Consider the following 12,463-nt stretch of genomic DNA (forward strand, 5'->3'; position numbering starts at 1 on the left):
TATCGAAGTATGATGATTTGTGATATAATTAATTATTAGGTTAAATTTGAGGTGTATTCCGATGAAGGGAAAGTTTATAACTGTCGAAGGAACCGACGGTTCAGGTAAAAGTACACAATTAAAGCTGCTTATGGATTATCTCGGAACAAAAAATTGTGATGTTGTTTTCACAAGAGAGCCGGGCGGCACTGAAATAAGCGAAAAAATTAGAGATGTAATACTTGATATAAATAATAAAGAAATGACGGATATGACCGAGGCTCTGCTTTATGCAGCGGCAAGAGCACAGCATGTGCAGCAGAAAATAATTCCGGCAATAAACGAAGGAAAAGTTGTTATCTGCGACCGCTTTGTTGATTCGAGTATTGCATATCAGGGTGCGGCAAGAGGTCTTGGAACGGATAATATAATGCAGATAAACAGCTTTGCTCTTAACGGAATTATGCCGGATTTGACATTGTTTTTCGATTTGCCGCCGGAAAAAGGCATATTGAGAAAGAAAAACGAGAAAGAGCTTGACCGCCTTGAGTCGGAAAAGCTTGATTTTCATGTTAATGTATACGAAGGCTATAAAAAGCTTTGCAGTCAGTATCCCGACAGAATAAAAGTCATTTCTGCCGATGATACTGTCGAAAATATAAACAGACAGGTTATAGAGATAATCGACGGTCTGCTTAAAGGAAAATATTATGAATAATTTCAGTGACATAATCGGAAATGAACAGATTATAAAAAGTATAAGGCGTGTATTGAAAAATAAAATGATTTCACACGCATATATAATTGCCGGAGAAGAAGGTGGCGGCAAAAAAATGCTTGCCAATGCTTTTGCAAAAACATTGCTTTGCGAAACCGGTGGTGATGAGCCTTGTGACCAATGTATATCGTGCAGAACCTTTGACGGCGGAAACAATCCGGATATTATATATGTCCATCCGGTCAAAACCAAGGGCATTTCCGTAGACGATATAAGGGAACAGGTTACATCAACGGTAAATATAAAGCCTTATAACCATAGATATAAAATATATATAATGCCCAATGCCGACACAATGACACAGCAGGCACAGAATGCACTTCTTAAAACGCTTGAAGAACCTCCCGAATATGCGGTGTTCTTCCTTCTTGCGGAAAACATATATGCTTTCCTGCCTACAATAATGTCGAGATGTGTGTTGTTTAATATCAAACCGGTTCCGGCCTTTAAAATAAAAAATTATCTGCTTGAAAGAAAGCTTGCGGACGAACAGGCAGATATGGTTGCCGAATACGCACAGGGGAGCATAGGAAAGGCAATCCGTTTTGCCGAGTCCGAAGAATTTTCCGCTATGCGCCAAAAGGTTATCGAAACGCTTTCGGGAATAAAAAATGCACCGTATTATGTTTTGACCGAGGCGGCTAAGGAGCTTGCGGCAAATAATGATGCGGCAGATATAACGGATATGATTTATCTTTGGCAGAGAGATGTTCTTGCTTATAAAATTACCGAAGATAAAAATTGCATAATAGAAAAGGATATGACAGACAGAATTGTTGACGAGGCAAGAAATAATTCCTATGAGGCCTTGTGCGGTGTACCCGAATTTATAATGAAAACAAAGAAGTATCTTAAACAGAATGTAAACTCACAGTTTGCACTTGAGATGCTTTTTATAAATATAAAAGGAGAGTTAGTTAATGATAGAAGTAGTAGGAGTTAGATTTAAGAAAGCCGGAAAGCTCTATTATTTCGATCCGGACGGTCTTAAAATAAATGAAGGCAATCATGTAATTGTCGAAACAGTACGTGGAATAGAGTATGGTACTGCGATAAAATCAAACACAATGGTTGCCGATGACGATGTTGTTCAGCCGCTTAAAAAGGTAATAAGAGTGGCAACAAAGGAAGATGATGAATGCGAAGCCGAAAACCGCAATAAAGAAAAAGAGGCTTTTTCGGTATGCGAGGAAAAAATAGCAAAGCATGGTCTTGATATGAAGCTTATAGATGTTGAAATAACATTTGACCATAATAAGCTTATATTTTATTTTACATCTGATGAAAGAGTTGACTTCCGTGAGCTTGTTAAGGAGCTTGCGGCTGTGTTCAGAACAAGAATTGAGCTTCGCCAGATAGGTGTCCGTGATGAAGCAAAAATGATGAATGGTATAGGTATCTGCGGACGTCCGCTTTGTTGTGCCACATTCCTCGGCGATTTTCAGCCTGTAAGCATTAAAATGGCGAAGGAACAGAGCTTGTCGCTTAATCCTACAAAGATTTCCGGTATCTGCGGAAGACTTATGTGCTGCCTTAAATATGAAGAGGACGTTTACGAGGAGCTCAATAAAAAGATGCCAAGTGTAGGCGATATAATAAGTACTGTTGACGGAACAGGCGAGATACTTTCCACAAATGTGCTTATGCAGGTTGTAAAGGCGGCAGTAAGAAAGAAGGAAAACGATCCTCCGACAATAGATTTCTATTCCGTTGAAGAAATAACAGTTATTAAGTCAAAAAAACAAAGACAGAAAAAGGAAGAATCGGCTAAAAATAAAGATGTGGTTGAATAATTATGGAGTACTCTGTTGAAATAAAAGAATATGAGCGTGTTGACGATTTGCATAGAAACGGATATATGATTATACAGGATCCCAAGAGGTTTTGCTTCGGTATAGATGCGGTTATATTAAGCGATTTTGCCAAGGTGAAAAAAGGTGACAGAGTTATTGACCTTTGTACAGGTACGGGAATAATACCTATACTTATGGAGGCAAAAACAAAGGCAGCGTCATTTAATGCCGTTGAAATACAGCCCGAAAGTGCTGAAATGGCAGAAAGATCGGTAAGGCTTAACGGACTTCAGGACAAAATTACGATAAATGTAGGCGATATTAAAAATATTGATGAGCTGTATAAACCTTCAAGCTTTGAGGTTGTTACCGTAAATCCGCCGTATATGAATGAAGGCGGCGGTTTGCAAAACGATTTTTCTCCGAAAACCATTGCCAGACATGAGGTGCTCTGTACGCTTGAGGACGTTGTTTATGCCTCGGCAAGACTCCTGGTTACACAGGGCAGATTGTATATGGTTCACAGACCGCACAGGCTTGCGGATATTATCGTTACGCTTAGAAAATATAAGCTTGAGCCTAAAACGCTCAGATTTGTACATTCATATTATGACAGAGAACCAACTATGGTGCTTATAGAGGCCGTTAAAAACGGCAGACCGATGACAAAGGTTATGGCTCCGCTTATTGTTTATAATAAAGACGGAAGCTATACAGAGGAAATACACAGGATATATTATGAGTAAGGTGGATATATGAGCGGAACATTATATTTATGTGCTACACCGATAGGTAATCTCGGAGATATTACGCTTAGAGTTATTGAAATACTCAAAACCGTTGATATAATTGCGGCTGAGGACACAAGAAATACACTTAAGCTGCTTAATCATTTTGAAATAAAAACGCCTATGACAAGCTATCATCAGCATAATTATGCCGTAAAAGGCCCTCAGCTGATTGAAAAGCTTAAGGCAGGAGAAAATATTGCACTCGTTACCGATGCCGGTATGCCGGGAATATCGGATCCCGGTGAAGATATGGCAAAACGCTGTCGTGAGGAAGGCATACCCGTAACAATAGCACCGGGAGCGTCTGCCGGAATATCGGCACTTGTGCTTTCGGGAATGGATGCAAGAAGATATGTGTTTGAAGGCTTTCTTCCCGTTGATAAAAAGGAAAGAGCCGCTGTGCTTAAAAATCTTGAAAAGGAAACAAGAACAACGGTGTTTTATGAAGCACCGCACAGACTTACGGATACATTAGCACAGCTTTTAAAAACAGCCGGTGACCGTGAGGCGACAACTGTAAGAGAGATAACAAAACGATATGAAGAGGTAAGACACGATACTCTCGGCTGTCTGCTCAGCTGGTATAAGGAAAATCCGCCGAAGGGCGAGTTTGTTATAGTTGTCGGCGGAAAAAATGAACAGGAGCTGCGACAGGAGGAAATTGATAACTGGAATAGCATAACAATAGAGGAGCATATGAAAAAATATATGTCCGAAGGAATGACCGAAAAAGAGGCAATGAAGAAGGTTTCTAAGGACAGAGGAGTTTCCAAAAGAGAAATATATGCTTATCTTAATAAGGATTGAGACGTAAATATGGAAGATAAGGAAAAAAGAACCTACGATTTTCTTGATAAGCTCGGCGTTGAGTATACAAGATATGAGCACGAGCCTCTTATGACGATAGCTGCGGCAGAGGAGCTTGATAAAAAGATAGGTCTTGAAATATGTAAAAATTTGTTTTTGAGCACAAGACACAGTACAGAGTTTTATCTTCTTGTAATGGTAGGCTCTAAAAAATTCAATACCGGAAAGGTTTCAAAGCAGATAGGCGTTCCGAGAATGACCTTTGCCGATGATGAGCATATGCTTGAGTTTCTTGATATAAAGCCCGGCAGCGTAAGCCCGTTGGGGCTTATCAATGATAAAAATAATAATGTAAAGCTGTTGATTGATTCGGATGTGGTAAATATGGAAAAGATAGCTGTGCATCCGTGTGTCAATACAGCAACGGTAGTTCTAAAAACAAAGGATCTGCTTGAAAAAATTATTCCGGCATGCGGACATGATTTTACTGTTGTAACTGTGGATTGAGAATATATCATAAAAGATGTATAATAGCATAATATCACGGAAAGGAGTTGACAGCTATGCTTGATAAGCTTGCGGTGCTTAGCGGTTATGATTATTTTTATGCGGCTGTGCTTGCATTTCTTATAACATATCTTATTATGAGAGTCAGAAATTTCAGAAACAATGTACTTAAAAAAGATGAGCTTGAAATGGACATAAAAAATGCCGATAGAAAATCCATTATGGACAGATGCTCAAAAATGTTTCCGATAGAAACAATGAGCTTCGGTGGAAATGTGTTCAAAAAGGGCATGATTGTAAGAATAACAACAATGCAGCAGAAGGTATTCCAGGGTGAATTTGTAGGAAAAAACGATATGGATATCATATGTATCGTTACAAATAAGTGTATTGTTGCCCATGAAATAAGAAAAATAACCGAAATGGTTTCTATGAATCAGCAAAAAGATATTCTTTAATATAATGAGGTGTATTATGAACAGTGTTTACATTCCTGAGGGATATAAAAGCCCTTTAACAATTTATGAAATGCAGAGAGCTATTGAGTTTATAAAGAAAAATTTCCAGTATCATCTCAGCAGCCAGCTTAATCTTAAAAGAGTTTCGGCTCCGTTGTTTGTTGACGAAGCATCGGGACTTAACGATAATCTTAACGGCTATGAACGCCCGGTAAGCTTTGATGTGCCTGCAACAGGCAAAGAAGGACAGGTTGTCCATTCGCTTGCAAAGTGGAAAAGATTTGCCCTTAAAAAATATAATTTCTATGTAGGCAAAGGTCTTTACACAGATATGAACGCTATCAGACGTGATGAAGAGCTTGACAACATTCATTCAATATATGTTGACCAGTGGGACTGGGAAAAAATTATTCGCAGAGAAGACAGAAATATTGAATATCTTAAAGATACGGTAAAGAGAATTGTCAATGCTATCTGTGATACTCACGGACAGCTTCTCAATGAATTTCCTATACTCGGAACAAAGCTTAACAGAGATGTTTTCTTCATAACAACACAGGAGCTTGAGGATATGTATCCTGATATGGACGCACATGAAAGAGAAAATGCCATTGTTAAAGAGCATAAAACAGTGTTCCTTATGAAAATCGGCGGTGCATTAAAGTCAGGTAAGCCACATGATGGCAGAGCACCAGACTATGACGACTGGGAGCTTAACGGAGATATTCTTTTCTGGAATGATGTTCTCGGCAGAGCCTTTGAGGTATCTTCAATGGGTATCAGAGTTGATGAAAAATCTCTTGACAAACAGCTCACAATAGCAGGTTGTGATGACAGAAGAAACCTTCCATTCCACAAAATGCTCCTTAACGGCGAGCTTCCGCTCACTATCGGCGGTGGTATCGGACAGTCAAGACTTTGTATGCTTTTGATAGGAACGGCTCATATCGGTGAGGTTCATTCAAGCATGTGGGACGATAAAACAGTTGAGGCATGCGAAAAAGCAGGAATTATGCTGCTGTAATTGATTAGAGATAATGAAGAAAATAAGCATCTTTACTTTGCGGTTGGGATGCTTATTTCTTTTTGATGTTAAGGTATAGTTACAAAATTAGTAGAGAAAATCATATGTTTAGTGAGGTTCGATATTATGATAAAAATACTTTTTATCTGCCACGGCAGGACTATGAAAAGCCTTATAAATCAAGGAATAATGTGGCAAAACGGGGTATAGTCTGGTAGTTAGAGCATTTGGGGACTACAGTAATACTACGAATGAGGGAATGCAAATGAGCCGATGTAGAAGTGCAGATTTTAACGGTAGTAGCAATCGTTAAATTGTAGGGGCTATCGTTATATAGTGTGCAATCGTTGAATAGTATAGCAGTATCGTGTAAAATGAATATCTAGTTGGATACGGACATATAATATTAATGCAGCCGCAAGCTGTGATTTGAACTTATATTTGACCTTGACAGGCGGCACATTTGAATGTGTACTTTAAGTACAGTAAGAGATTACTGCAAATGTTTGTTGCTACTCGGTATGCAACTCAAACAAGGTCGAGTTCAAATGTTTGTCGCTACTCGATATGCGACTTAGAAAAGGTCGAGTTCAAATGTTTTGAGGTTCCGTTCGAGAGGACGGAGCCTCTTTTTGACGATAGGAGAAGAAATGGAAATAGGACATTTTTATTATATTGATGATCAATACTTTAAAGATTTTCCAGATTCTTATTTGATGCAGAATAAGGAAAAGGTAAATGGACAGTTACTGTATTGAGTTATAAAATTAGCACTTAGGCAGAAATGCCTGGGTGCCTTTTTGTGTTAGCACCACTTAACGATTGTGGGTGTCAAAACACCTGTTTAGTGATATAATGAATTTTGTATATTCATTAAAATGGAGGTGCTTATCATGGCAGTCCCAAAAGTTGACGGACAATTTATAGCAGAGGCTATTAAATATATTGATGAGAATGGAGTTCCTTGGCACAATACGCGTACCAAGTATGAGCTTGTATGGGAAAACGGTAATACCTATCCACCAAAGTATGTCATCGCAGTAGCAAATCATTTGCAGAATGGTGCAGAGATAGATGTATCTGGATATAATGCTGTCGAAGCAAAAAACTATCTTACTGCAAAAGGATATGAGATTCAGATTAAGCAGACAAAATACGAGATTACTATAACATCAGATTCTGTTACTTCTACTGATGATTCATTCACTATGGATAATATTAGTGCAGGAGATGTGTTCAAGCCTTTGGATGCATCATTTGTTGCTGTCGATGGAACTGTTATCAAAAGAAATTATGGGAAAGGTGAGAGACGGAATACAAACCAAACTTTACCACGTATTGCATTTCAAATTTATGAAAAACAGATTGCAGCCTTGCCAGTAGAAGAAAAAGAACAGTTTCCAATTTGTCAATACGCTCCAGACAAGGAAATGATTCGTGGAATTTATTACAGCAAGGACGAAGCAGAAGCACACAATATAAATCCGTTCAATACAATGTCGTATGATTATGATGATGGCAGACAGTTTGTAATTTATTCATGGAATATCTTTACAACTCTTAGATTTGTTCAGGAGTGTTTGACACGTTTCGGTAATCCGGGAGATTCCTTCAAATTGGTTTATCGTGAGAAGGACGAGAAGGAAAATGCGGAGGAAAAGGCAGCAGTTGTAGAGAAAGTAAAACCAGCAGAATTTAATGGCTATCTGAATCCATATTCTACTATGCTTGTGGAATCTAAAAACATTATATTCCGAGGTGCTCCAGGAACGGGAAAGACTTATCTTGCAAAAGAAATTGCTGCTGACATTATTAGCAATGGCTATTTTGATGATTATACGATGCTCACAGATGAGCAAAAGCAACAGGTAGAGTTTGTCCAATTTCACCCAAGTTATGACTATTCGGATTTCGTAGAAGGACTCCGTCCAAAGACGAATGAAGATGGTTCTATGGGTTTTGAATTGCAGGATGGCGTGTTTAAGAAATTCGTGGATAAGGCTAGAAGAAACTATGAGAATTCTAAAAAGTCCACAGAGGTCATTGCAAAGGAATTATCTGTTCAAGAAGCAATGAAAGAGTTCTTTGATGATGTGGACACAGGAAATAACATATTCAAGACCAAAACGGGTACAGAATTTACAATCACAGATGTCAATGATGAGCATATTTATCTTTCAATACCACAAAATGCATCCATCAACAGTATCCGATTGAATATTTCTGAAATTAGACAGATGTTAGAGTCTGGAAGAGAATTTAACAAATTAAAAGATATTACGGAATTTTTTAATATCAATTTTACACAGCAGAGATATTCCTACAATCTTGTTATTTTTAACGAGATTCAGAAAAAGAAAAAGGCTGCAAGGATTATAAGACAGGAAGAGTTGAAGAAATATGTATTTATCATTGATGAGATAAATCGTGGTGAGATATCTAAGATTTTCGGAGAGTTGTTCTTTGCTGTTGATCCGGGATATAGAGGTGTGGCAGGAGAGGTTTCCACCCAATATGCAAACCTTCATGCTGATAGCAATGAAAAATTCTATATTCCAGACAATGTTTATATCATTGGTACGATGAATGATATTGACAGATCTGTAGACAGCTTTGATTTTGCTATGAGACGAAGATTCCGTTTTGTGGAGCTTCGTGCAGATGAGCGTCTTGAGATGCTTGCTAACTTGAACAACGAAGAGAAAGAGGCTGAGGCAATTGCCAGAATGTCAGCTTTGAATGTGGAAATTGCAGCAACAGAAGGTCTGAATGAAAACTATCAGATTGGTGCATCCTATTTCTTGAAGCTGAAGAATATTGACTTTGACCAGTTATGGTCAGATTACCTACATCCGTTGTTACAGGAATACATAAATGGTATGTATGATGAAGAAGGTATTATGGAGCGATTTAAGAAAGCATATAACCAAGGAAAGTCGGATGGAGTTGATGTAGATGAGTCGAATTAAAATAAAAGATAATTCGAGAATACCTAAGGCGTCATTGTCTGGCATATCACTTCTGACAAGCAAAATTGCAGATAAAACTTTGGAGCAGTTGGAGAATGAGGGGGTATTTGTATTCCCGGAAATTCTTAGAGATGCAGATGATATTACAAAAGACCAGATGATTTTACAAAGTGTAAACAATTATTATTTGTCGAGCAATGTCATGGGCTTCATGGGACTTGGAGATGAGAAACTCATAGTTGAATCAAGATTTAGTGGTAATGAGCGGGACTTCCTATTTCAATATTTGCTTGAGAGAGTATTTGATGTCCCGAATATTGTAGATTTGGAAACAGATGCGAACAATGATGATCGTGTTTTCAATCTGCTTGTTTTTATCTTCCCATATTACTTAAAGAGTGCCATGCGTAAGGGTGTCTTTAAGACTTATGTGAGAAAAACATACAATGACAGCAATGTTAAGGGAACGATAGAAATAGCGAGACACATTGTTAAGAATACACCGTTTGTTGGTAATGTAGCATATTCGCAGAGGGAGTATTCCTTTGATAATGATTTGATGGAATTAATCCGTCATACGGTGGAGTTTATCAAACACAAGCCATACGGACATAAACTGCTTGCACAGGCTAAGGATGAGGTCAAGGATGTTGTAGCGGCCACTTCTAACTACGAGATGTGTAACCGACAGAAGATTATTGATGCAAATAAGACCAATACCATTAGACACGCATATTACCGAGAATATTGTGAACTGCAGAACTTGTGTCTACTTATCTTACAGCATCAGAAACATCAGATTGGAATGGGAAGCAAGAAGGTATATGGATTGCTCTTTGATGGCGCATGGCTTTGGGAAGAGTATATGAATTCGATTGTGGACGAGATTTTCTATCATCCGATGAACAAAGCTACAAAAGGTTCTCAGCGTTTGTTTGACCATAATCGCGGACTTATCTACCCAGACTTCATCAGCAGAGACTCAGAGGCACGAGTGATTGCAGATGCGAAGTACAAACCGATTGATAATATTGGAAACAAGGACTATCTGCAAGTATTGGCATATATGTTCCGATTTGATGCCAAGAAGGGATTTTATTTTTATCCTGAAATGGGAGAGGAAGAAGATGCTGTTATGTGGCTCAACCGTGGTTCGACTTATGAGAAGAATGTAGAGGCTCGAGAGGATATTTGTCTCATCAAGCACGGATTTCAGATTCCTACAGGGATAGATGTATATAGTGCTTTCACAGAGCAGATGCGATGTAATGAAATCAAATTCCTTGATGGAATTTTAACGTCCGTGAAATAGGAAAAATATACCTTTTAACGATGCACCCCCTCGGTTTAGAAATACTCCAAAGGGGGTGCAAAATCCAGAGTAGTAATCCTGAAAATTTTGACTACGATTTTACTACGAATGAGGTGTGTGAATTGCACTGTTTTGTCGTATTTTGCAAAATCGGCACTTAAAATGTAACTTTTATATTAGAAGAAACAAGTCGGTAAAATGCCCCAAAACACGGCATTTCTCGGCTTTTTATGATAGGAGAAATTTATGATTAGAGTTTTATTTATCTGCCACGGCAACATCTGTCGCTCGCCAATGGCGGAATTTATATTTAAGAAAATGGTATCTAACACAGGTATTTCCGACAAATTTTATATTGCCTCTGCGGCAGTCAGCAATGAAGAACATGGAAATCCCGTATATCCGCCATGCAGAAAGCTTTTGAACGAGCATGGAATTGATTGTTCGGAAAAAAGAGCTGTACAAATCAAAAAATCGGATTATGATAAATATGATTACATAATTGCAATGGAGGCCTATAATTTGATTGGCTTGAAACGCATAATCGGCGATGATACCGAAAACAAAGTTCATCTTTTGCTGGATTATACCGAGAATCCGGGTGATATAGACGATCCATGGTATTCGGGTGAGTATGTGACTGCCTATAATGACATTGAAAGAGGCTTAAAAGGCTTTTTAAGCAATGTTTCTAAGTTTGAAGATAAAATGTATAAATTCTTATTTTAAGAACTGCATGAAAGATTTATTCTAAAGATATATTTAAGATTATTTTATAAAAAATTGATAATTGTGAGATAATAAAATTAATAGATTTTAAGTTCATATATCTTGTTAATTGTTTACTTTTGTATAGATAAGTGAAGGACAATAAAATACAAAATAATAAAAAACTATTTAGTATAAATAAATTATAGAATAGAAAATAGTATATTTAAAATTAATGAATGGATAACTTTTTTGAATAATTATGTAATAAATTAATATTTATTATAGGGAGGTTTTATATAATGGATTTTGATAGTTATTATTTTATATCAGCTAATTTTGAAGCTATAAAAACGAAGGAAGTATTTGAAGCAAAATTTGAAAAAAATGATCGCTTTTATAATTATTTATTACCATTTTTACAAAAAGGAAAGGCAGAGGGTATGACTCCTTTAACTATAGATTATTTGTGTATACCAACTTTTGCCTATTCAAATATAGAAAATAAAACATTTCAAATGACAGCAAAAGTCATATTTCAAAAAAAATATAAGGATAGGGAAAATATTTGTCGCCATGGCTTTGTAACAATAGATAGATTGTGTATAGATAATATCGATCCAAGAAATATTGAAAAAAATGGAGATGAAATGGTAATAAAGATGTGTAATTTAGTTTTACAATATCAAACAAAAATTAAATATGTTGAAATAGAATAATTTACTAAATAAAATAAATAGCATTCAATTATGAAATGCTATTTATTTACATAATATTGTTAAAATTGTAATGATAAGGACATAAGAAAATGACAAATTTGATAATCGGAAACATAATTTCTTTTATATCGGCAGTATTTCTCGGAATGAGCTGTTATGCGAAGGAAAGAAAAAAGATATTTCGCTTACAGCTTTTGAATTGCTTTACATACGGTGTGGCATCATATTTCTTTGGTTCGTATGCCGCAATAGCAACGCTTGTTTGCTGTTGTCTGCGTTGTATATTTATTATGAAGGATATGTTCACCAAAAGAACTGCATATCTGCTCACTCTTGTGGTTATTGTATCGGGAGTTATGACCAATAATATGGGCTTTATAGGCATTTTGCCGGTTATTGCTACTGCTGAATATACCTTGTGCTGTTATTATATCGAGGATCCGCACAGAACAAGATACAGCATAATGGTAAATGAGCTTATATGGGTTATATATGCAATCATAATAAAGGACTTTTCAACAACTGTATGTGATGCCGTTGTTATCGGTGCGGATATAATCGCTATAATAAACTATCACAAGACTAAAAAAGTAGAAACTGCACATATAAATTAAAGGA

The 12,463-nt window shown here is 37.0% G+C and carries 13 protein-coding genes; all 13 read left to right on the forward strand.

Annotated features, from left to right (window positions below; genetic code table 11):
- Positions 1-61: 61 nt before the first annotated feature.
- Positions 62-697: a dTMP kinase gene (gene tmk / locus KQI66_RS04780; protein WP_216427542.1), complete on the forward strand. Its 636-nt coding sequence runs from the start codon at positions 62-64 to the stop codon at positions 695-697.
- A complete protein-coding gene (locus tag KQI66_RS04785) occupies positions 690-1,700 on the forward strand; it encodes a DNA polymerase III subunit (RefSeq protein ID WP_216427543.1) in 1,011 nt (336 codons plus the stop codon). The genes tmk and KQI66_RS04785 overlap by 8 nt, the downstream gene beginning before the upstream one ends.
- Complete coding sequence (locus tag KQI66_RS04790) at positions 1,678-2,550, forward strand: PSP1 domain-containing protein (RefSeq protein ID WP_216427544.1); 873 nt, start codon at positions 1,678-1,680, stop codon at positions 2,548-2,550. Before KQI66_RS04785 ends, KQI66_RS04790 begins: the two co-directional genes overlap by 23 nt.
- A 2-nt stretch (positions 2,551-2,552) precedes the next feature.
- On the forward strand, positions 2,553-3,296 hold the full coding sequence (locus KQI66_RS04795; protein WP_216427545.1) for a tRNA1(Val) (adenine(37)-N6)-methyltransferase: 744 nt from the start codon (positions 2,553-2,555) through the stop codon (positions 3,294-3,296).
- Between the two features lie 9 nt (positions 3,297-3,305).
- Positions 3,306-4,148: a 16S rRNA (cytidine(1402)-2'-O)-methyltransferase gene (gene rsmI / locus KQI66_RS04800; protein ID WP_216427546.1), complete on the forward strand. Its 843-nt coding sequence runs from the start codon at positions 3,306-3,308 to the stop codon at positions 4,146-4,148.
- 9 nt (positions 4,149-4,157) lie between these two features.
- Positions 4,158-4,655, forward strand: coding sequence for a prolyl-tRNA synthetase associated domain-containing protein (locus tag KQI66_RS04805; protein WP_216427547.1), 498 nt, complete (start codon positions 4,158-4,160; stop codon positions 4,653-4,655).
- A gap of 56 nt (positions 4,656-4,711) precedes the next feature.
- A complete protein-coding gene (locus tag KQI66_RS04810) occupies positions 4,712-5,113 on the forward strand; it encodes a hypothetical protein (RefSeq protein WP_216427548.1) in 402 nt (133 codons plus the stop codon).
- Positions 5,114-5,129: 16 nt separating this feature from the next.
- A complete protein-coding gene (asnA, locus tag KQI66_RS04815) occupies positions 5,130-6,137 on the forward strand; it encodes an aspartate--ammonia ligase (RefSeq protein ID WP_216427549.1) in 1,008 nt (335 codons plus the stop codon).
- A gap of 878 nt (positions 6,138-7,015) precedes the next feature.
- On the forward strand, positions 7,016-9,106 hold the full coding sequence (locus KQI66_RS04820) for an McrB family protein (RefSeq protein ID WP_253287678.1): 2,091 nt from the start codon (positions 7,016-7,018) through the stop codon (positions 9,104-9,106).
- A complete protein-coding gene (locus KQI66_RS04825; RefSeq protein WP_216427550.1) occupies positions 9,093-10,418 on the forward strand; it encodes a 5-methylcytosine restriction system specificity protein McrC in 1,326 nt (441 codons plus the stop codon). Before KQI66_RS04820 ends, KQI66_RS04825 begins: the two co-directional genes overlap by 14 nt.
- A gap of 246 nt (positions 10,419-10,664) precedes the next feature.
- Positions 10,665-11,147 (forward strand): low molecular weight protein-tyrosine-phosphatase, encoded by a 483-nt coding sequence (locus KQI66_RS04830; RefSeq protein WP_216427551.1) that lies wholly within the window; start codon positions 10,665-10,667, stop codon positions 11,145-11,147.
- A 281-nt stretch (positions 11,148-11,428) separates the two neighbouring features.
- The gene (locus KQI66_RS04835) at positions 11,429-11,845 is read left to right on the forward strand and encodes a hypothetical protein (RefSeq protein ID WP_216427552.1); all 417 of its coding nucleotides are present in this window, start codon (positions 11,429-11,431) and stop codon (positions 11,843-11,845) included.
- A gap of 89 nt (positions 11,846-11,934) precedes the next feature.
- Complete coding sequence (locus KQI66_RS04840; protein ID WP_216427553.1) at positions 11,935-12,459, forward strand: YgjV family protein; 525 nt, start codon at positions 11,935-11,937, stop codon at positions 12,457-12,459.
- Positions 12,460-12,463: the final 4 nt, after the last annotated feature.

The organism is Anaerotignum sp. MSJ-24 (genome assembly GCF_018918145.1).
Lineage (GTDB): Bacteria > Bacillota > Clostridia > Lachnospirales > Anaerotignaceae > Metalachnospira.